Raw genomic sequence first — 26,477 nt, 5'->3', positions numbered from 1 at the left:
GCCCCTTGGGGGGGCGCCGTCGCCCGGGGGGGCGCCGCCGGGGGGGGTGACTCAGTGGGCGACGACCGGCACCGGCACCTCGTCCTCGACGCCCTCGCCGGAGGCGACCGCGGTGCTGCCCGGGGTGCCGGCGTTGACGAAGGTCACGACGATGGCCGCGGCGAGCACCAGCATGCCCACGGCGAACCAGATCGCGTTGGTGTAGCCGTGCACCATGCCCTGGAGCTGGACCAGCTGCTGCTGCGGCTTCGTGGCGGCGGTGGCGATGTGGTCCTTGATGTACGAGGTCGTCGCGGAGGCGGCGATCGTGTTCAGCAGGGCCGTGCCGATCGCGCCGCCCACCTGCTGCGAGGTGTTGACCATCGCGGAGGCGACACCGGCGTCCCGGGGCTCGACGCCCAGGGTGGCGAGGGACATGGCGGGCATGAACGCCGTACCCATGCCGAGGCCGAGCAGCAGCATCGACGGCAGGACGGTCGTGCTGTACGACGAACCGATCTCCAGCCGCGTCAGCAGGAACATGCCGGTCGCTGCGACCAGGAAGCCGGGGCCCATCAGCAGACGGGCCGGAACGCGGGTCATCAGGCGCGTACCGATCTGGGTCGAGCCCACCATCATGCCGACGATCATCGGCATGAAGGCGAAGCCGGTCTTGATCGGCGAGTAGCCCTTCACGACCTGCAGGTAGTAGGTGAGGAACAGGAAGGTGCCGAACATCGCGATGATGGCGATACCGAGGGAGAGGTAGATGCCGCCGCGGTTGCGGTCGGTGACCACGCGCAGGGGCAGCAGCGGGGCCTTGACCCGGGCCTCGGTGACGACGAAGGCGACCAGCAGGACCGCCGACGCGATGAACAGGGAGACGGTGACGGAGTCGCCCCAGCCGTCGGACTCGGCGCGGGTGAAGCCGTAGACCAGCGAGACCAGACCGAGGGTGGACAGGACGACACCCGGGATGTCGAGCGGGGAGCGGTTGCGGCCGCCCTCGGGCTCACGGATGACGAAGTAGGCGCCGAGCGCCGCCACGACGGCGAACGGGATGTTGACGAAGAACGTCCAGCGCCAGTCCATGTACTCGGTGAGCACGCCGCCGAGGATGAAGCCGACGGCGCCGCCGCCACCGGCGATCGCGCCGTAGATGCCGAAGGCCTTGGCGCGCTCCTTGGCGTCCGTGAACATCACGGCGAGCAGGGAGAGCGCGGCCGGGGCGAGCATGGCGCCGAAGACGCCCTGCAGGGCCCGGGCGCCGAACATCATCGCGCCGGAGGTCGCCGCGCCGCCGAGCGCGGAGGCGGCGGCGAAGCCGACGAGGCCTATGACGAAGGCGCGCTTGCGGCCCCACAGGTCGGCGATCCGGCCGCCGAACAGGAGCAGACCGCCGAAGGCGAGGGCGTAGGCCGTGACGACCCACTGCCGGTTGCCGTCGGAGATGCCCAGGTCCTGCTGTGCGGAGGGCAGGGCGATGTTCACGATGGTCGCGTCGAGGACGACCATCAGCTGGGCGAGCGCGATGAAGATGAGCGCTTTCCAGCGATTGGCGTCGCCGGACTGCTCGACGGCGCCGGGAGCCTTGGAGGCTGTTTCAGACATGGGAGTACCCACTTCGGGACTTCGTGACGGAAAAAGTCGTGTGAAACGGCTCGTCCGCGTGGACGGCCGGAGGCCTGTTGCGAGTGAGGACCGGAGTACGGCCCTGAACTAATCGATCGGACGGTGGATCGTCGGGCTTGGCGTCGTCGGCGTCGTCGGGCTTGGCGTCGTCGGGCTTGGCGTCGTCAGGCTTGGCGCAGGTCCTCCATGGTCACGGCCGTACCCGGCAGGACGGATCGGGCCGGAGCCCGCAGTCCGTCCAGGAACAGCTGCAGATGACGGTGTACGAAGCGGTCGGCGCTGAGGCAGCCCGTACCGGCCGGGGGCCGGCTGAGCTGGGCCACGGCGACCATCAGGTCGCCGACGCCCACGTCACGACGGAGCAGTCCGGCCTCCTTGGCGCGGTCCATGACCCCTTCGACGATCCGCTCGAAGCGTTCCCGGGCCGCCTCCAGGTCGGGGTGGTGCTCGTCGAACGTGCTCGAGACCATCGGGCACATGGCGCTGATCCGCTCGTCGGCGGAGGCGTGCACGAAGCGCTCCAGCGCCTCGAAGGCGTCGCCGCCCTCCGCGAGGGCCTGCTCGGCCGCCCGCGCCGTGCGGTCCAGCACCGAACAGACGACCTCGCGGACGAGGGCGTCGCGGTCCGGGAAGTTGCGGTACACCGTGGCGTTGCCGACACCGGCCCGGCGGGCGATCTCGTCGAGCGCCACGTCGGGGCCGTGCTCGACGAACATCTCCCGGGCGGCGGCGACGATCCGCTCCCGGTTGCGCAGGGCGTCGGCGCGGGGCCGGGGTGCCTTGCGCGCCGCGGGGCGCGGAGAAGTCACGGTCTGCACGACGCACTCCTCGGTCGACTGGCTGGCGGCGATCCGGGGAAGAAGTCCCCGTTTCGCTCGGACACAGGTCTAAACGGGGAAACGATCCCCGGTTATTTCCCGACCTCGCGGGCATTTCATGTGACCTGAGTCACATATCTACTGGCGGGAAACCCACGAACGGCCCCTCCAGCGCGCGCCCGTGACCCCGTCCACACAGGGTGATCGCAAGGGTGCAGCCGGAAGCCGGCGGCTGCCGTGGAGCGAAAGGTCCATGCATGCAGCCGCCGCCTATCGCCCGACGGATACGCCCGCGCCGCGTGGCCGCCTTCGCGTCCGTGACCGTGCTGACCCTCGCGCTCAGCACCTCGGGCGGATCCGGGCACCTCGCGGCGAGCCCCACCGAGCCCGGGGCGGGCCCGATCGCCCTGGCCCGCACCGCCGGCCTCGGCCCCTGCCTGATCAACGGCGGCCTCGACGTCCAGATGACGGAAGGCGTCCCCACCCCGGGCGGCTACTCCCGCTCCACCGGCACCGTCCGCGCGCTGACCCTGATGATCGACTTCCCCGACGCGCCCGGGGAGGGCGACGCGCTCGACCGCTACCACGAGTTCTTCCCGCAGACCCAGCAATGGTTCCGCACCGCCTCGTACGGCCGCCTCGACTACCGCCCCGACGCCCCGATCCAGCACTGGCTGCGGATGCCCAAGTCGTTCGCGGCGTACGGCATAGAGCGCGGCGCCCCCTTCGACCCCGGCTACCGCCAGCTGGTCCAGGACATGGTCGCCGCCGCCGACCCGGACGTGGACTTCCGCTCGTACGACCTGCTGAACGTGCTGGTGACCCCCAACGCGGGCCCGTCCGCCCTGGACACCGTCCTGTCCGTGACCTTCGCCGGCAACACCGAGGCACCGGTCGCCGACGGCATCCCCGTCGCCAACGCGTCCTTCGTCTACTCCCGCCAGGACGACGGCTCCGGCACCTACGACAAGACCGGCTACCGCGTGCTCCCCCACGAGAACGGCCACGTCTTCGGCCTGCCCGACCTCTACACCCAGGAGGGCGGGGGCGCCGTCGGCCACTGGGACATCATGAGCGAGGACTGGGGCGCCAACAACGACCTGCTCGGCTGGCACAAGTGGAAACTGGGCTGGCTGGACGCGAGCCAGGTGAGCTGTGCGGCGGCCCGGCGCAGCACGGAGTACACACTGACGCCGCTGTACCGCACCGGCGGCCACAAGCTCGTCTTCGTGCCGATCACCGCCCGCAGCGGATACGCCCTCGAGCTGCGCGCCCGGGGCGGCAACGACGAGGCCGTGTGCCATCCCGGTGTCCTCATCTACCGGGTCGACGCGAACGTCGACACCGGGCGCGGCCCCATCACCGTCTTCGACGCCCACGGCGGCAGCGGCGGCTGCACCCGCAGCCCCAACGTCCAGGCGGAGCTCTCCGACGCCCCGTTCTCGCCCGGCGAGACCTTCAAGGACCCGCGCCGGGGAATCACCATAGAGGTGACGGGCGCGGACCTGGCCGGCGACTACAAGGTGCGGGTCACGCGGGGATAGGCGGGCGGGGAGCGACGGCGCGGAGGCGCGCGGGGGAGCGACGGGGAGCGACGGGCATCGGCGGCTTTGCGCCCCTGTCCCGCACGACCCTCCCCCGCCTGGCGACCCCTCACCTGAGGTCCCTGGCGGACCGCCTGGACGAACCGGTGTCCCCCGCGGTCCTGACGCACCCGGGCCCGGACTCGGAGATCCAGTACACGGCCACGGCCACGGCCACGGCGTCCCGCGTCCTGACGGCCGACATCACGGTGGGCACCCGCCTGCCCGCCGCCGCCACGTCCCTGGCCCGCGTCCTCCTGCCCGACGCCTTCCCGGACGTCCGCGCCCGGGGCCACGCCCTGGTGGACCAGGAACTCGAATCCGGCCTCCGCTCGATCGCGGTCCCGGTCCGCGACCGCGCGGGCCGGGTGACCGCCGCGGTCGACGTGGCCACCCATGCGGCCCGCCGCACCCCGGAGGACTGCGTCAAGACGGTCCTCCCCGAACTGACCACCACGACCACCCACATCCAGACCGACCTGCACACGGCATCCCGCTTCACCGCCGTCCCGGTGTCCTGACCCCCACACCCCCACCCACCGGATCCGGTACGCTGACGCCTGTGGCCCACACGGCCATGATCCGCCTTCGTAGCTCAGGGGATAGAGCACCGCTCTCCTAAAGCGGGTGTCGCAGGTTCGAATCCTGCCGGGGGCACCATGCCTGACCAGGCACGATGCATGAGAAAGGCCCCTCGGATTCGTCTCCGAGGGGCCTTTTGGCCTTGCATGGGAACGAACATGGGAACGCGCCTCAAGCGGCATCCTGCGTGGGAACGTGGGCGGCTCCACCGGTTTTGTCCCCATCTCGCACGGCCGCCGCTGGCACGCCCCCCATCCACATCGGCGCCCTTGAGCCCGACAAGAGCCCCACGGGTGCCCTCTACAACGGCCTAGCCGACGCCTTAGCGATCTTTGATGCTGTTGGTGCTCGCTGTGCGTCAGACAGTCCGGGAGCGTCGTCGGTGTGGGGGTCAGACGAGCCGACGAACTTTGGGAGGCCGGTCGGTGCCTTTCCCGAAGAAGGGGCTGTTCCCTAGCGCGCAGCCAGTTCGGAGCCTCGCTGTTCTATCTCGGCGTGTCCCTCGCCGAGGCAGGCACGGGCGCTGTTTGAATCGTCATATGACTAAGGGTGACGACGCAGCCCTGTTCGGCAACCGATTCTTGACCGTGCCCGCTCCCTCGGAGACCTTCCCCGAGGAAGGCATGGCTGCGACGGACGCAATGAGGCTGCTGGATGTGGACCTCGCCATGGAGGGTGACCCGCAGCGTAACCTCGCCACATTTGTCACCACTTGGATGGAGCCGGAGGCGCAACGGATCATCGCCGAGAATCTCCACCGCAATTTCATCGACCATGCGGAGTACCCGATTTCCGCCGAGATCGAGCAGCGTTGCGTGCGCATGCTCGCCGACCTCTTCAACGCGCCGGGCAAGACAACCGGATGTCGGACCCAGGGCTCGTCCGAGGCGATCATGCTCGGGGCGCTATCGCTGAAGTGGAAGTGGCGGGAGCGCCGCCAGGCGGCCAATCTGTCGCTCGACCGACCTAACTTGATCTTCGGCGGGGACGTCCACGTCGTGTGGGAGAAGTTCTGCCGCTACTTCGACGTCGAGCCGCGGATCGTGCCGCTTGCCGAGGGCAAGTACACGATCGGCCCGGAGGACGTGGAGCCTCACCTCGACGGGAACACGATCGGCGTCGTCGCCGTCCTCGGCACCACGTTCACCGGCCACAAGGACGACGTAGTCGGGATCGACAAGCTCCTGCGGGACGTCCGCAAGGAGCGGGACCTCGACATCCCGATCCACGTTGACGGAGCCAGTGGCGCATTCGTGTGGCCCTTCCTCTACCCGGACTCGAAATGGGACTTCCGGCTCGAGCAGGTCCGTTCGATCAACGTCTCGGGACACAAGTACGGCCTGGTCTACCCCGGCATCGGCTGGCTGGTCTTCCGCGAGGAGTCCGACCTGCCCATGGACCTCGTGTTCCACGAGAACTACTTGGGCAAGACCGACGCGACGTTCACGCTGAACTTCTCTACCGGCGCGTCGATGGTGCTCGCGCAGTACTACAACTTCGTCCGGCTCGGTCGCCAGGGCTACACCTACGTCATGAAGATGTTGCAGGAGAACGCCCACGCGTTGGCGGACAACCTGCGCAGCAGCGGCCGCTTCGAAGTGATCGGGAGCGACCTCGAGCAGCTGCCTCTGGTGGCCTTCCGACTCGCCGGCAAGCACGCCTACGACGAGTCCGACGTCGCCTGGCAACTCTCGGCCGAGCGCGGCTGGATGGTGCCGGCGTACACGCTCCCGCCCAACGCGGAGCGGGTGAAGATCATGCGTGCCCTGGTCAAGGAGACCCTGAGTCGCGAGCAGATCGACCGCCTGAGCCAGGACATTGAGGACGCGTGTCGCACGTTGGACGACAAGGGTGCTACCCATGAGACCGAGCGGGCCCAGGTCAAGCGCGGCACCGGCTACTGACGCACCTCTGGCCCCCGGCTTGCACACACCTGCTGGCTTTGAGGGCGTCTCCACCGCGAACCCTGCCCCGGGTAGATCTGCTGCGTCAGGAGGTGAGGATGCCGATGCCGTCTCCGAGCAGTTTCAGGCCGAGGACGAAGAACAGGACCGCCATCACGGCGACATTGTTCCGGGCTGCCCAGTCCTTCCAGTTGCCGAGCATGGTCTGGGCTCGCCCTCCACCGAGCAGGAAGACTGCCAGCGGGGCCAGCAGGCCGAGGGTGGCGACCAGGACGAAGATCGCCAGCGAGGCGATCTGCTCCCCGACCGGCAGTCCGGCTGAGCCGATGGAGGCGGCCGCGGCGATGGTCAGCGGGGCGTTCTTGGCGTTGAGCGCGGCCAGGGCCAGTCCGAGCCCGAAGACCTTGATCGGCGTGAAATGGTCGATCGCGCCCATCCACTTCGGCAGCTGAGCCTGCGAGGGATCCTTTGGGCGCCGGTGCCATTGCCGGGCACCGAAGAAGACCAGGAGCAGGCCCAGGGCGAGCTTGAGGGCTCCCACCCAGGTGGCCGGCTGGTTGTCTGTGGAGGCACCTGCGGGGGAAGCGATCGCCAGCATCACCGCACCCAGTGCCGAGAGTCCCAGGATCCAGCCGACGGTGAAGAGGACTCCGTTGAGACGTCCCCGAGGCGTGGCAAGTATGAGGATGATGGCAATGATCGGAAGCGGGCTGACCGCGACGGCAGCCGCGAAACCCAGCACGTCACCGAGAACTGCGCCCATGACTGCCTCCGTATGGGGTCAGGGTGGCGATCAAGGTGAGCAGAGCTCGGCGCGAGATGGTGCTCCGACCGCCTCGGCGGCGCAACGGGCTGGTGTCTGATCGGCTGCGCCACCGTCTTCACGACTGTGTGGCAGTGGCTGCCCGAGAATGGTGACGACGACGTGCTCGGTACGTCTCACCGGTTCCATCTTCCTGCGCCTGGCCGGACCTGTCCTCAGGAGTTTTTTGGGACGGGAGGGGGGCAGGCTGGACCGCGCACGCCGGGGTCTTCGCCGGGATGCGAGGCAGTGCGTCCGCGGTGAGGATGGGCATGTGAGGGCGATGGCGCCTCATGTTGGGTGCTTGGCGACCCTCGCGCCGATCCGTGGCAGGAGAGTTTCACGATGACTGCGACGACAGGTGCAGCCCAGTCAGCGCGCCCCGAGCGGCCAGGCAGGTCGGACGGGGTCTGCAGCGAGTTCACCGTCTTCACCAAGATCAAGCCGGGTCATGCGGACGCGCTGCGTGCGGATCTCGCCAGGCTCGCCGATGCGGCGGACAACGAGAGGGTCCACGCGGCGGTACGTCAGATCGGCACCCTGCACGATGCACGACACGTGATCTTCGACGACGACACCCGGTTCATGTTCGCCAGTGTCTTCGACGGCTCCTGGGACACCTACATCGACGACTTCGCCAAGACGGTGGTCGGGGAACGCTTCGACCAGGTCTTCTCGCACAGTGAAGGGTTCCCCGGCGTCAAGGATCCAGGAGTGAAGGACTGGTTCATCGCCCACCAGGCGCCCGCAGGGGTGTTCGTCAGCGCCTATCCCGATCTGACCGTTCAGCAGATCTACAAGGACCAGCGCGTGGACGACGCGTTCCAGGAGGTGCTGGACACTGCCGAGTTCCGCGCGGCGCTGGACAATCCGGCCAACGCGGAGTTGGTGGCCACACCCGCCTTCCAGAAACTGCTGGAGGAAGCCTCGGCCTAGGGTCCGAACACAACGCTCAGAGCCGACCCGCCACCCGATTGTGCGTCTGCGCGGCCAGGATGATGGCGGTGATCGGGAGCAGGCTGCCCGCGAGGCGTCACCGAGAGCTGCGCCCATGGTTGCCTCCGCGGGGTCGGTGGGGGAGTGAGGCTTGGTGCGGGAGGGCGTCCCGGCGCCGCCGGCGGCGCGCGGGTTCGAGGTGGATCGGCTGCTCCACTGTCTTCACGGCCGTGCGGAAGTGGCTGCCCGGGAATGGTGGGGACGACATGCTCGGCACGTCCCACCGGTCCATTTTCCTGCGGCAGGCCGGGTCTGTCCCTGAGGGCTTCTCGGGACAGGAGGGGTCAGGGTGGACCCCGCGGTCCAGAGCTTTCCGGGAATCCGCCCCAGGCAACCACACTGCCCAGTGCCCGGGATGCGAGGCAGCGCATCCGTGGCGAGGATTGATGTGTGAGGGCGATGGCGCCTCCTTTCGGGCGCTTGGCGGCCTTTGCACCGATCCGTAGAGGGGAAGAATCCAACGATGACTGCGACGCCAGGTGCAGCCCAGCCGGCGCACCCCGAGCGGCCAGGCAGGTCGGAAGGGGTCGCAAGCGAGTTCACCGTCTTCACCAAGATCAAGCCGGGGCATACGGAAGCGCTGCGTGAATTGCTGGCCGATATCGAAGGAAAGTCGGCCGGCGAGGGGAACCGTGGGGCGATACGACAGATCGGCACCCTGCACGACGCACGGCACGTGATCTTCGACAACGGAACCCGGTTCATGTTCGCCAGCGTGTTCGACGGTTCCTGGGACACTTACATCGACGATTTCGCCAAGACGGAAGTCGGGCAGATCTTTGGAATGATCTTCTCGCACATCGAGGGGTTCCCAGGTGTCAGCGACCCAGGAGCGAAGGACTGGTTCGTTGCTCACCAAGAGCCTGCGGGGGCTTTCTTCAGCGCCTATCCCGATCTGACGGTTCAGCAGATCTGGAAGGACCAGGAAGTGGACGAGGCGTTCGAAGAGGTGCTTGACACCCCTGAGTTCCGGGCGGCGTTGGAGAATCCGGCCAACGCGGAGTTGGTGGCCACACCCGCCTTCCAGAGGCTGCTGGAGTTGGCCGCAAGCTAGGCACGTCGCGAGCGACACGTCAAGCATTCATGGCCGGTCCGACGCTGACGGACCCCGTCGGCGGGTGCGGCCGGTCCCTGTTGGGCTGCCCAGGCTGAGACCGATACGGAGCACAAACCATCATGGACACGACGGCAAGCGGCAGCGCGGGCCCCGTACGCGTCGAGATCGATGACGTCCAGAGCGGGGCACTGCGCCCACGGCCCGTTCCTTACCACGGGAAGTACGTCTTCCTGCGCGTCGATGACCGGCACGCTGGGCGCGCCCTGCTGCGGCGGCTACTCCCGTTGACCTCGGGTGGCCTGCCGAGCGCGGACCGTAGTCAGGATGCCTGGGTGGCTGTGGCGTTCACCTTTCAGGGGCTGAGGGCCCTGGGGGTGCCGCAGGAATCGCTGGACAGCTTTCCGCAGGCGTTCCGTGAGGGCATGGCCGCTCGGGCGGAGCTGATCGGCGACGTGGACGAGAGTGCCCCGGCCCATTGGGAGGCACCGTTCGGAACCGGCGACGTCCACATCGCGCTGAGTGCCCTCTCCCCCGATATGGCACAGCTGGACAAGGAGCTGGAGCGGGCCCGTGTCGCCTACGAGGACACGCCCGGTGTCGAAGTGATCTGGCAGCAGGACGTCCACCAGCTCCCGACCGGGCGTACCACCTTCGGATTCCGTGACGGCATCAGCCATCCGAACATCGAGGGTGTTGGCCTGCCCGGCTCCAACCCGCAGGAGACCCCCATCAAGGCCGGCGAGTTCATCCTCGGCTACCCCGACGAAACCGGCAGCCTGCCCCCCATGCCCAAGCCTGATGTGCTGGGACGCAACGGCACCTACGCCGCCGTTCGCAAGGCCCACACCAACGTGGCGGCCTGGCGCCGGTTCCTCCGTGCGAACAGCTCCAGCGCCGAGGAGGAGGCACTCCTGGCGGCGAAGATGGTCGGCCGCTGGCCCAGCGGGGCGCCATTGACGCTGACGCCGGAGCACGATGATCCGGAGCTGGCGGCCGATCCGCACCGCGTCAACAACTTCCTGTACCGGGAGAACGACGACCGAGGGTTCCGGTGCCCCGCCGGTGCGCACATCCGGCGCGCCAACCCCCGGGATTCGACCATCATCGGCGACGCGCGGATGCACCGCCTCATCCGCCGCGGCACCACCTACGGCCCGCCGCTTCCGGAGGGCGTGCTGGAGGACGACGGCGCCGACCGCGGCCTGGTCGGAGTCTTCCTCGGAGCCCACCTGGAACGGCAGTTTGAGTTCATCAAGGCCGAATGGGTCAACGACGGCAACTTCATCGGCTACCCCGGCGAGAAGGACCCGGTAGCCGGGCACCACGGCGGAACCGGCAGCCTCACCATCCCGGAGAAGCCGGTCCGACGTCGCCTGCAGCACCTGCCCAGCTTCGTAGTCATTCGAGGCGGCGAGTACTGCTTCGTGCCGGGTCTGCGCGCCTTGCGCTGGCTCGCCGAACTGGAGGGCTGAAGGCAGTCCCGAGCCGCTGAGGTGTGATCACGGTCTCCAGGAGGAGAGGTCGAAGTCATGGCAGCACAGTTCGTCCGCTACACACCTGACGTCGAAGACGACGACCCGGACTTCGACCGCAACGTGCAGACGGTGATCGAGAAGACCGAGAACTACATCGCCGAGTCGGTCGAGGCCGGCGGCACCGGGCGGGCCCTGCGCGACGCCCATGCCAAGGGCTACGGGCTGGTCCGGGGGGAAGTGGAGATCCTGGACGGGCTTCCCCCCGAGTACGCCCAAGGCATCTACGCCACCCCGGGAACCCACGACGCGCTCATCCGCTTCTCCAACGGCTCGCCCCACGCCGGAGCCGACGCGCGACTGGGCGCCGCCACCGGACTGGCGCTGAAGATGTTCGACATCCCCGGCCCCACCCTGCTGGAGGACGAACCGGACACGGGCACATTCGACTACGCCAACATCAACGGACCGATCTTCTTCTGCAACACAGTCGAGCACTACCTGTTCATCCAGGAACTGTTCCTGGACGCGCCGGCCTACTTCTCCCAGGGCCGACCCGGCGTACATCGTTTCTTCACCGAGTTCCTGACCGGAAAGGGAACGCTGGACCAGGACAACTGGGCGTGGGACGAGTTCCTGGCCTTCCTGCGCCTGTCGAAGACCCCTCCCGCAAACATACTGCTGTCGAGCTACTGGACCATGGGCGCGGTCCGACACGGGGACTACATCGCCAAGGTGCGCATCACCCCCGACCCGTCCGCCGCCGCCGCGGTAATCCGGCGCGACATCGACCCGACCTCGGCGGCGGAGGTCTTCCGACCGGCGTTGGCGGCAGAGTTGCAGGAGCGGCCCTACGCCTTCGACATCCAGGTGCAGCTCTGCACCGACCTGGAGCGCATGCCGGTGGAGGACACCACCGTGGAGTGGCCCGAGCAGCTCTCGCCATCCTTCACCGTGGCCAAGCTGCGGCTGCCGCAGCAGGACATCTCCGCGCCGGAGAATCTGGAGAAGATGGACGCACTGTCCTTCACGCCCTGGCGGGTCACCGCCGAGCACGCGCCCCTGGGCAACATCATGCGGGCCCGCAAGGAGGTCTACCGGCGATCCTCCATCGAGCGCCACAAGCTCAACCAACAGCCGCGCACAGAGCCCCGAAGCGCCGACGAAGTACTTGGCCCGGCCCAATGAGGCCGCCTGATGTAACGGCAAGCGACCCCGACTTTCGCCGTTCGGAACGAGGCGCCCCAGAGGATCACCCGGAACGACTTCGAGGGCTGGGCTGACCGCGCTGGCACCGTCTCCGTCATGATCTCGGCCGACCACCGCTCCGACATGGGCCACTAATGCGTCTTGGCGTCCCAGGGCTGAGCCAGAGCCGCTAGCCTCTGCTCAGCGGCCTCTACAAGGGCCGCGTAGACGGCCGAGGGCCTCGATCCCTGATGGGGGCGGGGCCTTTGTCGCCCCCAAACGGTCTGCGGTGCTCACCGCTTCGGTGACCCCCGCTGGCCTCAGCCGACTCCCCCGCCCTCGTTCCGACGGCCTCGTGGGGACCCTCATGGGAACGTCATGGGAACGGAAGGCCGAGTAAAGACAGGGAAGGACCAGGCGGTGCCGGAGTCCCCCACCTCACTGACCAGCAAGAACGGTGAAGCCCGGGGAAGATCGCCACAGAGGGGGATAGAAATAGGCCCTCTCCTAAAGCGGGTGTCGCAGGTTCGAATCCTGCCGGGGGCACAAGGGAAAAGGCCCCGGACCGATCATGGTCCGGGGCCTTTGACATCCACTTCTGACATCAACGAGCACGGTCACTGACGACCGGGACGCTTCCTGAGCAGCCGATCCATGTGGCTCATGGCCTCGCGCTGGGTGTCCTGCACGACGTGCGTGTACGCGTCCATGGTGATGCTGATCTGCGAGTGCCCAAGGATCTCCATCACGACGCGAGGCGCAACTCCGGCCGCCGTGAGCAAGGTGACGGTGCCGTGCCGAGCGTCATGCAGCCGGATCACACGAAGGCCGGCGGACTCAGCAACTCGGGTGAAGGAGCGATAGACGTTCCGCGGCTCGACCTGGCGCCCGGTGCGGGTCGTGAAGACGTACCCCGACTCGTGCCACCGCTCCCCCGCCTTGATCTGTGCCGCCGACTGCCGCATCCGGTGCCAGCGCAACGGGGCGATGCACAGCCCGGGCAACGGGACGACGCGCCGCCGACGGCTCTTGGGATCGTCGTCGTAGAGGACGCCTCGACGGCGCTGAGTCTGCTGGCGGACGTAGAGGACCCGGTTATCGAGGTCGAGATCCGACCATCGGAGGCCGATGATCTCGCCGCGCCGGAGCCCCATGGCGATGGCGGGCACGAAGGCCGCGTAGAGCGGGTCTCGGCGAGAGGCCGCGAGGAAGTCCGGCGTTTCGTCCGGCGTCCAGGGCTTCAACTCCCTGTTGTCCGTGCGTGGCGGCTAGACGAGCTTGGCGACGTTGCGTGCGATCAGCTCCTCGCGGCAGGCCGAGGACAGAGCGGAACGCAGCACACGGTGGGACTCTTTGGCCGTTGCCGCGGTGGTCTCCTTCTCCATCCGAATGAGGAGGCGACGGACGTCCGCGACGCCGAAGGATCCGAGTTGTTGGGAGCAAGGCAGGCAAGCCGCAGCCGGGCGGTGAGCCCAAGTCATTCACGCTCCTCGAGAAGCCAACATCGACAACCGTCAGCGAGTGAGGCGCAGGTTGCAGCGCTGATCGACTGTACGGCCACACGTCGGAGGTCCGGCTACGGCCGACATCGGTTTCTGACACCAACAGGCACGGACATGAGCGGTCGGCGCTGGACCTCCGTGGGCGACTGAGCGAGACGCGGGGGCGGTTGGTCGACGCTGACAGGACGCTGTGATTGACCTGATAAAGATTGAGGTTACAGATTCAAATCCTGTGCCCAGCGCGGTGTGCCTTCCGGGACCTGTGAACGGCGCCCCGCTGGCCCGCATCGGTACGCCACCGACCGCGTAAGCCACCGTCGGCCCAGGTCACGATAACTGTAGGGATCTAGCCACGTGGCTAGATCACACTCATTATGAGCGGCATGCGGAATGATCAGGCGCGAGCAAATCGGCAGGCCACAGCCGTCCAGGTAGGGCCTCGGCATGCCTTTCTGCGCCGGGGTGCTTTAACGCGACGCTCTACGTTGCCGGACTGATCATGGATGGGGACCGCTACGTCCCCATGCTTGAGTCCGCCGCTGCGCTGCTGGTCGCAAGCCGGACCGCCGGAGCCGTGCACCTTCTCCGGATCAGCAAGGGAGCCCGGTAGCGGCCATAGGCCCCTGAGCGGTACAGCAGCGGACAGGAGGGCCCCGCGCCCGTGGCACACATCTCGTACGCGTACGGCACGCATGCGGTGCGCGCGCAGACAGCGGGGGTCCGTCGCGGATGCAGGGGCCCGAGACGAGGTAGCCGGAGCGCGCCGCAACTATCCCGCGACCAGCGGAGCGGAGTGGAGGTCGCGTACCAACTGCGGGGTGAGCAGTTCTCCGGCGCGGTCGGCGAGGATAGCCATCTCATAGCCGACCAGGCCGACGTCACACCCCTCGGCGGCGAGGACACCGAGGCAGCTGCCGTCGCGGATGCGACCCACCATGAGGAAACCCCCGAGCATTTCGATCATGACGAGTTTCATGCCGCGGAAGCCGTGTGCGGTGGACGCGTTCTGGGCGAGGCTGGTGATGCCGGAGACGATGGCGGCGAGGTGGTCCGCGCGATCTCGGCCGAGGCTGTCCGAGGCAGCCATGAGCAGGCCGTCGGTGGAGACGGCGACGGCATCGGTGACGCCGTCGGCGGTGCGTACGAACTCCGAAATGAGCCAGCCGAAATTCTGGATGGCGGTGGTCACTATGACGCTCCTTGTGTGCTTCGGGCCTCGGCACGGGCGACACCTGCTCGGAAGCCGTTGAGCAGGGAGGAGACAGCGGGCCTGGCGGGCGGGGGTGAGACGGAGGGGGCCTCCACGGGGGCGAGCAGGCGTCCGGGGAGGGCAAGGAGTGCGGACAGGCCGCCACCGGTGGTGTCGAAGAGGTGGACTTGGGCACCTTCACCGAGGCGGTGGGCGAGTCGGCCGACGACGAGGTGGCCGAGGAGCCGAGTGGGCGCGTCGAGGAAGGCTTCCTCGTCGGCGTCGGAGAGGCGGGCGTTGGCACGTTCCTTGTCGGCTTCGGACATGCCGATGCCGTGGTCGACGACGGCGAAGCAGTACGTGTTGTCCTCGGTGTCGTACCAGCCGTGAACCTCGACCGGTTCGGTCGGTGGCGAGAAAGTCAGCCCGTTCTCGATGAGTTCGGCAAGGAGGTGGGCGACATCGGCGACTGCGTGCCCGCGCACCCGCACTGGCTCCACGGTGGCGATCAGGACCCGTCGGTACTGCTCCACCTCGGCAACGGCGGACTGGACGACTTCCAGGCCGTCGGCGGGTGCTGCCGTGGGCTGCGGCGAATTCTGCCCGACCAGGACCAGAAGGCTTTCGGCGTTGCGCCGCATACGGGTGGCGAGGTGGTCGAGCTCGAAGAGCTCGGCGAGGGCGTCCGGGTCGAGTTCCTGCCGTTCCAGGCGGGTGATGAGGCTGAGCTGGCGACGCACGAGGTTCTGGTTGCGGCGGCCGAGATTGGCCAGCGATTCGGTGGTGTTACGGCGCAGGCCGGCCTGCTGGGCAGCCAGACGGAGGGCGGTGTGTTCCACCTGGTGCAGGGACGCTGCGACCTCGGCGATCTCCGCCGCGCCGCCCAGCAGGCGTGAATCGAGGTTGTCCGGCGCGTCCGCCAGCGGGAGGATCTCAGCATGGTCCTGCAGGGACTGCTGGATACGGGCGACAGTCGCGGGCAGCCGGTGCCGCGCCACGTCGTGGGCGGCTTCGGCGAGCGCGCCCAGCGGGCGTGTGAGGGAACGGGAGGCAAGAGCGGCGAGGCCCGCTACGAAGGCGGCCATGAGCGCTCCCGCGACGAGATAGGCGGCGAGGCCGATCTCGGCGTCGTGGCTGAGCTGGTCGGCCCGGTCCCTCGCGTCGTCACCGACCGACTGCTGGACGGCGTACAGATCGTCGACGAGTACGGTCATCGCATCCCACCAGGCACCGGCGTCGGCGTGCAGCGCGGAGCCATCGGCGGCGCCTTCCGCCCGGCTCTCGTAGACGGTGGCGCGTTCGGCGTCCTCGGTGCCGAAGGCGTTCTTCAGAGCCGCGCGCTGGGGTGCGGTGGCGATCTGCCGGAAACGGGCGAGGGCGGCGACGCGCGTAGCACGCACCTCGGTGAACGTGAGGTACTCGCGGCCGTGAAAGCCGCCGTTTGCGAACACGCCATTGAGGAGGCCACGTTCGAGAGCGACTGACTCCTTGGCCGCGGCCAGTTCCCGCAACGCCGAGATTCCGTCTCCCAGTTGACGGTCGGTGCCGTTCGTGGTCCCCACCACCGGGTCGACTGCGTTGAGGGCTTCGACGGCGGTGGTGTAGAAGTTCAGCGTCGCGGCCCGGTCTGCGGTGCCCGTGTCGGCGCTGCCCCTGTCGGTGGCGGCCCGGAAGTCGCCAAGGCGCTGCAAGTGCCGTTGAATGACATCCTCGACGGCGCTTTCGTGGCGCATTCCGCGCAATGCCGTGTCAACGCGCTTGCGAGTAGCGACGAGCGGTGGGCGGAACCCCTCCTCACCTCCCAACAGACCGTTGGTCAGGCCGCGTTCGCGTTGCAGCTGGTGCACCAGGGCCTGGATTCGCAGGCTCAGGCCAACCTCGGAACGGGTCGTCCGGGCGTCACCGAGGGCCACGGCGCGGCCGTGCACGGCGAGACCGGCCACCGCCAGCAGCAGGCAGATCGGGACCGTGATGACCACCGCCACACGGCCCCTGATGCTGCGCCAACCAGGCATCGGCCTACGGCCAGGAGGCGTTTGGCCACCGCGGCGGCGCCCCGACCTGCCCTTGCCTAAAACGCTCTTGCCGATTGCGTCAAACCTGTCTAGCGCCAGCCGTCCTGGCGTCCACACCCTCATAGTCACGAAGCTAGTCCGACCGCCGTAGCGGCCGGTTTCCGACCTGTTAGGCCGCGTGAGAAATTCAGTTGCACCGCCCTCACACCGCGGGCCAAGAAACTGTGACCGCGGATGACAAGACAGGTGACGCCAGGCACCGGCCGCAGCCCAGCACACCAGGGGCCGTGGTCGACGTACGGCATGGTCGAGCGCAAGGAGAAGGAACCCAAGGCAATGAACCGCAAGATACGCAAGAAGCGCTGGGTCAGGCTGACATCCACGCGTGACATCAACGGCGCCGGACGCCGGCGCACTTGCATGCCCGGGCACGGAGTACGCCACCGCAGGACACTGCTGCCGGAGCGAGCACTGATCGAGCTCCCAAAGCGGGTGTGGCAGGTTCGAATCCTGCCGGGGGCACCAGTTCAGAGGGGCCTCACCTACCAGTTTTGGCAGGTGAGACCCCTCTGACATCTACAACTGACATCAACGAGTGCGGTCACTGACGACCGGGGCGTCTCCTGAGCAGGCGGTACATCACGGCGGCGCTGCATCTGCTGGCGGACGTACAGGACACGGTTGTCGAGGTCGAGGTCGGAGCAGCGGAGACCGACGACCGCAATCCGTGTACGCGATCTTCCAAACTGGTGCTGGGGCCTCACGCGGGGATCCAGTGCGGCCACGCTGGTGGGATGTTGCTCGGAGGGCAGAGGCCGGAAGTGCCTGGATACCCGTCCAGAGTCCCTCTCGTCGCAAAGAACCACCACGCCAGCAAGGTCGACGCGCCAAGAGCGAAGAGCGGCGGCACACAGATTTGCAGCACGCGCGGAACACGAAGCACCACAAGCCGGCCAACGGCTGCTGCCACGAGTCCACAGAGACCGCCGCCCACGACGATGACCGGGAGCAGGATCGTCAACTCGAACCGTCCGCCGGCCTCATACCCGGCATCGCAATACCAACGTGCCCAGCAAGCCAGGTTCCAGGAGACGAAGCCCGAAGCAGCCCCGAAGAGGGCGGACCCGGCCCAGAGTATCCACGCGTATGACCTCGGCCTTTCTGATTTCACGGGGTTAGGACGCCTGAACCCAAATCACGGTTGCACGAGGGTGCCTGAGGCCGCGCCAAGTGCAATCAGTCTGAGACGTCCGCCTCAGTTTCCGTCTCAGTTTCCGTCTCATTCAGCGCCGTTCACGGCGGTTCAGATGAGACCGAAGCTGAGAGCCGCTCCCATGGCTGACCGCCCGTGAACGGTGATGAACGGCCCTGTTCGAGACCCCTGATCCCAGCAACAGACTTGGCAAGCGTGTCCCTCGTGTGCCCGTTGAGCCGAGCGTTGACGGGGAGCAGAGGGGAACCTGGGGCGTGGCCCCGACAAGCCACCAAGTTCCCAGCTCAGCCGCAGTCCGCGTACGGGATCTTCCAAACGGGGGCTCCAGTAGTCTCTGCGAAGGTCGTACGAGACTCATGGGGATGGTGGGGGCTTTGACAGGGTTGAGGCGTGGCAGAAGGGCGTTGTACGAGCTCGGAGCCGGCCTGGCCGCCCTCTCGATGGCGGCTGGCTGCTCGTCGAACGGTGACGGCTCGGGCGGCAAGCCCAACGGTATCGAGGGGCAGCCGGTGGACCGCATCTTCGCCCGCGTGGACAAGGCGCTGGATGCGGCGTCGGTGCACACCGTGCAGCGGGTGGGCGGCCGCCGGGTCAGCGACGTCCATGCGCTGCACGGCGGCGACAACTGCACGGGCCGGCTCACCGACGACCAGGGCTTCGCCTGGCACTTCACCACCCTCGGCGGACGGATCTGGATCACCCCTCAGCGGCGCAGCGCGAAGCTGGCTGACCGCACGGGCGCCCCGGTGGAGCCGGGCCGGTACCTGCCGGTCGAGACCAACTCGCCGGGATTCGCCGGAACGCTGGCACAGCGCACCAGCGCAGCCTGCCATGTGCGCTTCTCCGTGGTGAAGCAGCAGCACTTCATGGTCACGAAGGGGGCCGAGACCCGCGTGAACGGGCGGCCGGTCCTGGCGATGAAGGTTGAGCAGGGCGGCGTGGAGAGCATCGCATACCTCGCCACCACTGGTGAGCCGGTGCCGCTGCGGGTCGTGGGCCGTGACGGGAAGCACCGCTTCATTACGACATGGGAGGACTACGGCGTCAGCCCGAGGATCGCCAAACCTCCGAAGCCGGAGATCCTTCCCCCCTTGTCCTGAGCCCGACTGTCGATCCGCCGGCAGCAGAGCTTTGCCAGGATGCGGCCGTGACCGAACCCTTCGTCAACGTGAACCTTGCAGGAGACTGGATGGTGGCTCTCACGGGCCATTCCCTCCGGACCAATTCGGGCAGTATCGTGCCGACGGCGCGACCGCGACCTCTACGGGAACGGAACGACCGGAGGCGGCGAATTGGGTACGGACAGTCCGGTCAAGGACCCGAGGATCTTCATCTCCTACCGTCGTATCGATACGAAGACGAGGGTGACGTCGCTGGCTCGTGACCTGTCGCTGAAGTTCGGCCCGAACGCCATCTTCGTGGACACCGACAAGATCCGTGCGGGCAACAAGTGGCGAGAGGAGATCGAGTCTGCCCTCGACGCGGCCGACGTCCTGCTCGTGGCCATCGGAGACAAGTGGCTCAGCGCGACCGATCTCTACTACCGGCGCCGAATCGACAACGAGGACGACTGGGTGCGCCGGGAGATCTCCTCGGCGCTGGCGTCCAAGAAGGCGATCATCCCCATCCGCTTCGACGGCCAGGCGAGCCTCGAACGAGAGGCCCTGCCGGAGGAGTTGTGGCGGCTGGCCGACCTCCAGTCGATAGAGCTGCGAGAAAGCGACTGGCACGAGGATTTCGACAAGATCATCCGACGGCTGGGAGATTTCGGTTTCACCAGTTCGGCCCAGATCGTTCCGTATCCGAATCCAGTGATCAAGGAACCGGTGGCCTCCGAGGTGGAGATCAAGGAATTCCTGCGGCGCTATCCGGAGTGGAATGTACAGTATCGCCCCCACCCCACCGATCCCGGTGCCCAACGCAGAGGTATCGGTACCACCCTGACCTTCCGTAACTTCCGCGACGCGATCCATTTCATGGCAACCGCCGCCTGGGGAATCGACGAGCGCAACCACCATCCCGAGTGGGAGAACATCTGGAAGTCCGTGGTCATCTGGATCACCCAGTTCGACATCGGCGGCGACATCACCGGCCGCAACATCGAACTCGCCGAATACCTCATGTCCGTCTACGAGCCCTACGCGAAGACCCTCCGCCCCACCTGATCCTGTGGCCCCCCGGCCGGCTCCTGGGCTCTGCGCTGTCCAAGCCGGGAGCGCCAGTCGACTTGGACTTCCTGGCCGGCGAGCGGTCTCACGGACTTCGCCGAGGCCGGCGGTCCCGGCGGGGAGCGCTTCGGCCCTGGCTCCGACAGGAGGTTCCACGAGGCCTTGGCGCAGCTACGGAACCGGATCCAGCAGCGAGCGGACGAGCTCTCGGGTCGCTACAGGCTCACCGGTCCCGGCCTTCCGGACCACGCGGGGTGTACGTCACGACCGTCAAGCCCGGTGTCGTCGAACTGCGGCCCGCCGGTTACGACGTGCTGCGCCACGTGCGGGTGCCCCGCAAGGCCGACGACGGGTTCCTGAAGGCGCCGGTCGCGCTGCGGGAGGACGCAACGCCGTTCGTACGCGACTACCGGACCGTTCAGCAAGGACTCGCCCGCGGGGCAGAGCACCTTGGCGAAGGGCGCCGGCTCCACGACGCTTGCGGTCGATGCCCACCAGGGCGACGGACTGGCGGGCATGTCCGGAGAAGAGGTGGCGCAGGTACATGGACTTGCCGGACAGCGTCGCCCGAGGACGAGCGGCGTGAACGCCCCAGGCGTGCCGTAGCCGTTCAGCCGAGGCGCGAGGTCGGCGGGTTCCTGCTCAGGGGCGGGCGGAGCCGAAGACGCAGGCCCGGCATCGTGGGCCGGGCGATGCCCCTGTGCGGCGGGACGGCCCGCGTCTCCCGTTCCGCCGACCTGAATTCGAATACACAGGCCATTTCCGGGCCGATCAGTCTTTTGGGCACGCGGCACGGATTTGAGCATCATGGAATGAAATTCCAATATTCCATCCCAGACCTGGTCCGGCTCGACCAACGCGGTGAAAAGTGTAATCGTCGAGCTCACTGACCACCTCTTCTTTGGGGCGCATGCTTGAATGTGGCCGACCTGCCTTGCGGGGCGCACAGCAAAATGGCCTGGGCTGCCTCATGTCTACCCGTGTCCACTATCGCTCGTGCGCCGTGGCGATTGGAAAAGAGGTGGCGGTAATTTCCGCGGTGAAGCTTTCTTGGGGCACGCGCACTGCTTCGGTGTCCCTGGTGGCACTGGCGATCACGAGCACTCTGCCGGCCGCTCAAACCCTGGCCCTGGGCGGTCCGGCGGGTGTGGACGTCCTTCGTGCATCCGGCACTCCGGGAGTCCCGCAGGCCCCGGTCACGGTGTTCGTCGAGGACTTCGAGAACAACACGGGCGACACCCCGATCCTTCTGAAGGACTACGTTGGCGCTCCACCGTCGAAGGAGACGTACACGGCCGACCCACCGTGGCTGGACGCGAAACAGTGCAACGGAGTCGTCCTGAACCAGACGGGAGCGGATCAGCCCGACTGTCAAACGGCGGGTGCGGTTGGGATGGCCCGCTTGAAGAGCATGGCCAATGTGCTGGGGCAGGTCGGCGGGACGAATCCGTCGACCAACCATGCAGTGGCCGCGTACACCTACCACGAGGATCCGGGTACTGACCGTGTGGAGTTCCAGACCGAGCAGCCGATCCCGATCGCGACGCCGAACCGCTACATCACCTTCGCAGTGGACGTAGCCGGGGACAATTGCGGACTCAACGATCCGCTGCTGAAGTTCTATCTGACCGGCAGTGGTCCGGATATCCCGACTTTCACCACCCCCATCGAACCCTGCACCGACCCGAACTCCAAGCCCTACCCCGGCGGAAACGGGCTCAGGGCCGGATCGTTCGCCGGCAACAGAGCCGTACTGTTCAACGGCACCCAGTTGGGCATCAAGATGCTCAATGGGCAAGGAGACTGGAACGGCAATGACCACGCCTTCGACAACATCCGGATCCTGGACACGACTCCGCAACTGGACAAGACGTTCACTCCTGCCACGATCGACCAGGGTGGCACCTCGACGCTCACCATGACGGTGACGAACACCAGTGAGCTGGCGGCGAAGGACGACTTCGGCTTCACCGACAGCCTGCCCGCCGGGGTGAGGGTGGCCTCGGACGCGAAGGCATCGACGACCTGCGGCAACGGAGCGGTCTCCGCGGCGGCGGGGGGCTCGTCCGTCGCTCTGGTCGACGGCGACCTGGCCGCCGGACAGAAGTCGTGCACGGTCACGGTGGATGTCACCGCTGACAAGCCGGGAACGTACGTCAACCGCCCTGAAGCGATCACCACGGTCGGCCTGAATCTCCCGGACCCCGCGACCCTGACCGTCAGGATGAAGGAAGCAGCCGTGGGCACCGCGACGGGCTCGGGCGGTCTGCTGTCCGGGAATGTCGTGCAGGTGCCGGTGGACGTCCCGGTCAACGCCTGCGGCAACACCGTGAACGTCATCGGACTGCTCGACCCGGCGGCGGGAAACGCCTGCGTCAACGGCTAGCCGGGCCAAGTCCTCGTCGAGCCGGGGCCTGGCGGGCCCCGGCGGCTGTGCGCGGTGCTCAACGGTTCACGAACCGTGACCCGCTCCCGCAGGTCCGCCAGGTCGGGCCGTGACGGCGCTGATGCCGTCGTCACGTCGTCGGCCCGCAACCGTCTCAAGGCGTTGCGCGTCAAGGCACGCGAGCAGGCAAGAGCAAAGCTCATCCGCGCACAGACCGTCCCGCTGACATCACCAGCCGCCATCAACGGGGTCGAACCGGACCGGACGGCAGCGGCTGGGGCCGGAACGCCAGACAGCCACGAGGGTCCGTTCCGCGCGGTCGCGCCACACAGCGGTCGAACCCCGGAAGCGGGTGTCGCAGGTTCGAATCCTGCCGGGGCACCGAGAGAAGGGCCGGCTCAGGAGGGTTTCCCCTCCCGCGCCGGCCCTTCACCGTTTCCTGCGCCGCGCCACACACGTGCCGGAAGTCCACCAGGAGTCCACGTCAGCCCGCGTCGTCACGTGCTCATGCCCGCCAGCCGCGCGCACAAGTCCAAGGGCGCTGCTGGGCGCTTGACTGCCGACCGAACGGCGGCGCAGGCACGGGTCCGGGGGCGCCCCCGGGCCCGTGCGTCCCGGGGGCCCGGGCAGATTCCTCCCGCCCGTTGGGTCCCGGCCGGACTGGGTCTATCGTCGGAATCATGGGGCCAGCAAGAGGAGGACGGCCGGTGATGCCGCAGGACGAGGCCGTGATCGGCTGCACGGGGAAGGTACTCATCGGAACTCGCGGTTCCACAGGCCCCGGCGAAGTCCTGGTGCGCGTCAGAGGCGGTTCCGAGACCTTCCTCGCCTGGTCGGACGCCCCCCTGCCTGCAGGCACGACGGTGCTCGTGATCGAATCACGTGGATGCCGCGAGGTCGGCGTCATCGAGTGGGTGGATCCATTGGACGCGCTGGGCGGGGACACCGCCGGCGCCGGCTGAGGAGTACAGGCATGTTCGGATACCGCGTCCCCGCTCCCGACGAGGCGATGTTGATCTCGGGGGGCAGGCGGGGACTGGGGGGCGCGCCGTTCCGAGTGGTCACGGGGCACGGGAAGTTCGTGCTGCCGGTGTTCCGGAAGGTCCGGTTCCTCACCCTCTCCATGTGTGAGTCCGAGGTCACCGAGACCTGTGTGACCAGGCAGGGCATCGCGTTGCATGTCCGGGCGGTCATCGCCTTCAAGGTCGGCAACGACCACGAGAGCATCATCAACGCGGGCCAGCGTTTCCTCTCCGACCAGGAGCAGATGTCGGTGCTCACCGGCCGGATCTTCGCCGGTCACCTGCGGGCCATCATCGGCTCGATGACGGTCGAGGAGATCGTCACCGAGCGGCAGAAGCTCGCCGCGGAGGTGCTGGACACCTCGAAGACGGAGATGGCGAAGATCGGGCTGATCGTCGACTCGTTGCAGATCCAGTCGATCGACGACGGCGACACCGGCTACATCGACGCGATGTCCGCGCCGCACAAGGCGGCCATCCAGCGGCAGGCGCAGATCGCCCAGGCGCAGGCCACCCAGGCCTCTGTCGAGGCGGAGCAGGTGGCGGCCCGCAACCAGGCCGAGTACGCCCGGCAGACCGCGATCGTCAAGGCCGAGTACTCGGCCGAGGTGGACCGCGCCCAGGCGCAGGCCGCGCAGGCCGGACCGCTGGCGCAGGCACACGCCCAGCAGGAGGTGCTCGCCGCCCAGACGGAGCTGGCCCAGCGCCAGGCCAAGCTGCGCCAGCAGCAGCTGGTGGCCGAAGTCGTGAAGCCCGCCGAGGCCGAGGCCGAGCGGGTCAGGATCCTCGCGGCCGCCGAGGCGCAGCGGATGAAGATCCAGGCAGAGGCGGCTGCCTCGTACGATCGGGTCGCGCTCGACCGGATGCTGATCGACCAGCTCCCGCAGATCGTCAAGGAGGCCGCCGGCGGCCTCGCAGGCGCCAACGTCAACGTCCTCAACGGTGCGGACGGCCTCGGCGAGATCGCCGCCGGTCTGGTGTCCCAGGGCCTGACGATCCTCGACTCGGTCCGACAGAACCTGAACGGCCAGGACACCGGCGGCCACCACCCCGGGGAGAGCGAGAGCAACAGCCTGCTCCAGCTGCCCACCAGCAAGGGCAGGAAGTCGAACGACGGCCCGGTGGACGTCGACTAGGGCGGCGACCAGGTGCGCTCACGTGCAAGGTCGTCCGGGCGCCGAACGTTGTGACCCTCAACCGGCGGATTCAAGGGGTCGTCGCGACACGGGGTGAGTTGATCAAGCCGCGAGCCGTTTGGGCGGACGCTCGGCTGGGGTTTCCCAGCCGGGCGTTCTGCGTGGGCGGCTGTTATGGCGGAGCGGGAGTTGCGGCCGACGATGAGGTCGCCTTCCCAGTGGCCGGGGACGGCCCGGTCGGCTGCTCCGGCGGGCCGTTCGCCGATCATCGACATGGGGTCTGGGTAGCGCGGCCGGCGCTTGGCGGCACGGCGGTGCGGGCGGCGCATGGCGCGTCCGGTGCGCAGGCTCGGGTGGGTTCGCGGCGCCGTTCGCCCCGGCCCTGGACCAGAGGGCCCGGTCGGCGGCAGGCCCCCGCAGCTGGGACGAAAAATCGACCAGCTCGATCCTTTCGTTATGGAGATTCATCGCTCAATTGATTCCGGCGCAGAAGAATTAGGTCCGCCCCCGCTTCCCGCCTACATCCCCAATCGTGCCGAAGCGCTGCCACACCCTATTGAGCAAGGTGTTCACGACAGGACCTCGGCCGAGGGCTCCGGCGCCGTTGTGCCGCTACGCCGGCGCAGGGCTGTCCGACGCGACCAGGGCCGTCTCAGGACGGTGCACAGCGCGACCAGGTCTGCGGCGACGAGGGCTGTGACGTCGGCCCAGTTGTAGGGCAGCGTCAAGGCAACCGGAAGGGCCACCAGCAAGGCGACCCCTTGCAGGACGGTGGAAATCTCCGCCAGATCCGTCACCACCGCGCCTCTCCATGTGCGGAATGCCGAAATCCCCCAGAGCAGAGGAAACAGCAGACAGACGATTGCCGCGACGGCGAAAAACGGCAAGGCGATCACGTTCCCCATGTTTCCGCCGCCAGGTGAGTCGTCGCCGGGGTCGACCACCGGGTGGTCCACGTACCGTTTCGCGACGAGTGTCGCCTGCAGGAACACGGCGGGGAACACGGCTGAGGCCAAAGCCGCCGCGCCATACCGGCGCCAGGATCGTGTCGCCGCCCCGCCGATCGCTGCCACCGCTACTCCCTGTTCCGTCCAGCCTGCCCGCGGACAACACAGCGGCCACCGTAACGACGGATCGAAGCCGCCAAGCCCCGATGACGGTTCAGCCCCAGCACCGACGGGCCCACCAACCGTCGTCCGGGGAGGCGAAGGGGTCGGGCCAGGTGCGTGTCAGGTAGAGCGCGTCGAGCGGTTCGACCATGGCCCGAAGTTCGCGGGCAGGGCGCGAAGGCAGGGCGTGCAGCGCAAGTTCGAGGATCCCGCGTTCGTCAGTCGTGCAGAAGGGATTGCACAGCGGGCAGCCGCAGCCACCGGACAGTGCGCGAGCAGGACGGCGGGCTGTACGTGACCACTGAAGCAAGGCCTGGGCCACCGCCCCCGGCCACAGCCGTTCACGTTCCAGTTGAGCGGCAGCAGCGGCAAGTCTCCGCGAACCCCGGGAGAACCCCGGCTCTGACGGTCCTCCTGGCCGCATACGCGGAGCACGAGTTGCAGCCCGGACCTGAGACGGCCGTCTACGCGGCATCGTCCTCTCTGAGTCGCTTCACACGGACAGGCTGCCAGACTCCTCCCGCATGCACCATGGCCGGGGACCGGCTCGTCCGGCCGGTAAGTCCTGACATCCACAGCTGACATCAACGGCACAGGACGAGGACGTGCACGTACGCCCTCGTCCGAGGGCTCGGGCGCTCGGCCCCAGCCCCAATACCGACTCGGGATCGAACTCCCGAAGCGGGTGTCGCAGGTTCGAATCCTGCCGGGGCACACGATGAAG

General features: G+C 67.8%; 18 protein-coding genes, 2 tRNA genes and 4 pseudogenes. 15 read left to right on the top strand and 9 right to left on the bottom strand.

Annotation, left to right across the window (positions count from 1 at the left end; translation table 11 throughout):
* Positions 1 to 51: 51 nt before the first annotated feature.
* Both ACFW2E_RS06335 and ACFW2E_RS06330 read right to left on the bottom strand, forming a co-directional pair.
* On the bottom strand, positions 52 to 1,590 hold the full coding sequence (locus ACFW2E_RS06335; protein WP_384462248.1) for an MFS transporter: 1,539 nt from the start codon (positions 1,588 to 1,590) through the stop codon (positions 52 to 54).
* A gap of 185 nt (positions 1,591 to 1,775) precedes the next feature.
* A complete protein-coding gene (locus tag ACFW2E_RS06330) occupies positions 1,776 to 2,429 on the bottom strand; it encodes a TetR/AcrR family transcriptional regulator (RefSeq protein WP_384462245.1) in 654 nt (217 codons plus the stop codon).
* A 257-nt stretch (positions 2,430 to 2,686) separates the two neighbouring features.
* On the opposite strand from ACFW2E_RS06330, the gene ACFW2E_RS06325 reads away from it, so the two are divergent.
* The 4 genes from ACFW2E_RS06325 to ACFW2E_RS06310 all read left to right on the top strand — a co-directional run bounded on the left by ACFW2E_RS06325 (position 2,687) and on the right by ACFW2E_RS06310 (position 6,498).
* Positions 2,687 to 3,973, top strand: coding sequence for a M6 family metalloprotease domain-containing protein (locus ACFW2E_RS06325; protein ID WP_384462242.1), 1,287 nt, complete (start codon positions 2,687 to 2,689; stop codon positions 3,971 to 3,973).
* A gap of 146 nt (positions 3,974 to 4,119) precedes the next feature.
* Positions 4,120 to 4,533 (top strand): IclR family transcriptional regulator C-terminal domain-containing protein, encoded by a 414-nt coding sequence (locus ACFW2E_RS06320; RefSeq protein WP_384462239.1) that lies wholly within the window; start codon positions 4,120 to 4,122, stop codon positions 4,531 to 4,533.
* Positions 4,534 to 4,596: 63 nt separating this feature from the next.
* Positions 4,597 to 4,672, top strand: a tRNA-Arg gene (locus tag ACFW2E_RS06315).
* 461 nt (positions 4,673 to 5,133) lie between these two features.
* On the top strand, positions 5,134 to 6,498 hold the full coding sequence (locus ACFW2E_RS06310) for a glutamate decarboxylase (protein WP_384462237.1): 1,365 nt from the start codon (positions 5,134 to 5,136) through the stop codon (positions 6,496 to 6,498).
* Between the two features lie 85 nt (positions 6,499 to 6,583).
* Here ACFW2E_RS06310 and ACFW2E_RS06305 read toward each other — a convergent pair whose 3' ends face one another.
* Positions 6,584 to 7,261, bottom strand: a complete 678-nt coding sequence (locus ACFW2E_RS06305) for a GAP family protein (RefSeq protein ID WP_384462234.1) — start codon at positions 7,259 to 7,261, stop codon at positions 6,584 to 6,586.
* A gap of 384 nt (positions 7,262 to 7,645) precedes the next feature.
* Between ACFW2E_RS06305 and ACFW2E_RS06300 the strand changes: the two genes are divergently transcribed.
* The 4 genes from ACFW2E_RS06300 to ACFW2E_RS06285 all read left to right on the top strand — a co-directional run bounded on the left by ACFW2E_RS06300 (position 7,646) and on the right by ACFW2E_RS06285 (position 12,013).
* Positions 7,646 to 8,236 carry a hypothetical protein gene (locus ACFW2E_RS06300; RefSeq protein ID WP_384462231.1) on the top strand — a complete coding sequence of 197 codons (591 nt, stop codon included), beginning with the start codon at positions 7,646 to 7,648 and terminating at the stop codon, positions 8,234 to 8,236.
* A 523-nt stretch (positions 8,237 to 8,759) separates the two neighbouring features.
* On the top strand, positions 8,760 to 9,350 hold the full coding sequence (locus tag ACFW2E_RS06295; RefSeq protein ID WP_384462228.1) for a hypothetical protein: 591 nt from the start codon (positions 8,760 to 8,762) through the stop codon (positions 9,348 to 9,350).
* 122 nt (positions 9,351 to 9,472) lie between these two features.
* Positions 9,473 to 10,825 (top strand): Dyp-type peroxidase, encoded by a 1,353-nt coding sequence (locus ACFW2E_RS06290; RefSeq protein WP_384462225.1) that lies wholly within the window; start codon positions 9,473 to 9,475, stop codon positions 10,823 to 10,825.
* Between the two features lie 57 nt (positions 10,826 to 10,882).
* Complete coding sequence (locus ACFW2E_RS06285; RefSeq protein WP_384462221.1) at positions 10,883 to 12,013, top strand: catalase family protein; 1,131 nt, start codon at positions 10,883 to 10,885, stop codon at positions 12,011 to 12,013.
* Positions 12,014 to 12,630: 617 nt separating this feature from the next.
* Here the strand turns inward: ACFW2E_RS06285 and ACFW2E_RS06280 are convergent.
* A pseudogene (locus ACFW2E_RS06280) lies at positions 12,631 to 13,443 on the bottom strand (tyrosine-type recombinase/integrase); the annotation flags it as partial.
* On the opposite strand from ACFW2E_RS06280, the pseudogene ACFW2E_RS06275 reads away from it, so the two are divergent.
* Positions 13,440 to 13,538 (top strand): annotated as a pseudogene (locus ACFW2E_RS06275) (N-acetyltransferase); the annotation flags it as partial. The pseudogenes ACFW2E_RS06280 and ACFW2E_RS06275 overlap by 4 nt on opposite strands.
* A 746-nt stretch (positions 13,539 to 14,284) precedes the next feature.
* Here the strand turns inward: ACFW2E_RS06275 and ACFW2E_RS06270 are convergent.
* A complete protein-coding gene (locus ACFW2E_RS06270) occupies positions 14,285 to 14,704 on the bottom strand; it encodes a roadblock/LC7 domain-containing protein (RefSeq protein WP_384462218.1) in 420 nt (139 codons plus the stop codon).
* Complete coding sequence (locus ACFW2E_RS06265) at positions 14,704 to 16,689, bottom strand: nitrate- and nitrite sensing domain-containing protein (RefSeq protein WP_384462215.1); 1,986 nt, start codon at positions 16,687 to 16,689, stop codon at positions 14,704 to 14,706. Before ACFW2E_RS06265 ends, ACFW2E_RS06270 begins: the two co-directional genes overlap by 1 nt.
* Before the next feature lie 1,647 nt (positions 16,690 to 18,336).
* Between ACFW2E_RS06265 and ACFW2E_RS06260 the strand changes: the two genes are divergently transcribed.
* Positions 18,337 to 19,032, top strand: a complete 696-nt coding sequence (locus ACFW2E_RS06260) for a hypothetical protein (RefSeq protein WP_384462212.1) — start codon at positions 18,337 to 18,339, stop codon at positions 19,030 to 19,032.
* Positions 19,033 to 19,224: 192 nt separating this feature from the next.
* Complete coding sequence (locus tag ACFW2E_RS06255; protein ID WP_384462209.1) at positions 19,225 to 20,097, top strand: TIR domain-containing protein; 873 nt, start codon at positions 19,225 to 19,227, stop codon at positions 20,095 to 20,097.
* 455 nt (positions 20,098 to 20,552) lie between these two features.
* Here the strand turns inward: ACFW2E_RS06255 and ACFW2E_RS06250 are convergent.
* Positions 20,553 to 20,860, bottom strand: a pseudogene (locus ACFW2E_RS06250) (conjugal transfer protein TraS); the annotation flags it as partial.
* 150 nt (positions 20,861 to 21,010) lie between these two features.
* On the opposite strand from ACFW2E_RS06250, the gene ACFW2E_RS06245 reads away from it, so the two are divergent.
* The 4 genes from ACFW2E_RS06245 (at position 21,011) to ACFW2E_RS06230 (ending at position 24,644) form a co-directional block, all read left to right on the top strand.
* Positions 21,011 to 22,486 carry a chaplin family protein gene (locus ACFW2E_RS06245; protein ID WP_384462206.1) on the top strand — a complete coding sequence of 492 codons (1,476 nt, stop codon included), beginning with the start codon at positions 21,011 to 21,013 and terminating at the stop codon, positions 22,484 to 22,486.
* A 321-nt stretch (positions 22,487 to 22,807) separates the two neighbouring features.
* Positions 22,808 to 22,867 (top strand) — tRNA-Ser (locus ACFW2E_RS06240).
* A gap of 329 nt (positions 22,868 to 23,196) precedes the next feature.
* Positions 23,197 to 23,448, top strand: a complete 252-nt coding sequence (locus tag ACFW2E_RS06235; RefSeq protein WP_384462250.1) for a hypothetical protein — start codon at positions 23,197 to 23,199, stop codon at positions 23,446 to 23,448.
* An 11-nt stretch (positions 23,449 to 23,459) separates the two neighbouring features.
* Positions 23,460 to 24,644: an SPFH domain-containing protein gene (locus ACFW2E_RS06230; protein ID WP_384462203.1), complete on the top strand. Its 1,185-nt coding sequence runs from the start codon at positions 23,460 to 23,462 to the stop codon at positions 24,642 to 24,644.
* 173 nt (positions 24,645 to 24,817) lie between these two features.
* Here ACFW2E_RS06230 and ACFW2E_RS06225 read toward each other — a convergent pair.
* Positions 24,818 to 25,032, bottom strand: a pseudogene (locus ACFW2E_RS06225) (IS30 family transposase); the annotation flags it as partial.
* Between the two features lie 181 nt (positions 25,033 to 25,213).
* Positions 25,214 to 25,717 (bottom strand): hypothetical protein, encoded by a 504-nt coding sequence (locus ACFW2E_RS06220; RefSeq protein ID WP_384462200.1) that lies wholly within the window; start codon positions 25,715 to 25,717, stop codon positions 25,214 to 25,216.
* Between the last annotated feature and the right edge of the window lie 760 nt (positions 25,718 to 26,477).

It is taken from the genome of Streptomyces sp. NPDC058964 (genome assembly GCF_042741275.1).
GTDB lineage: Bacteria > Actinomycetota > Actinomycetes > Streptomycetales > Streptomycetaceae > Streptomyces.
The sequence above is the reverse complement of the archived record's forward strand: the minus strand, read 5'-3'. Positions and strand labels throughout refer to the sequence as shown.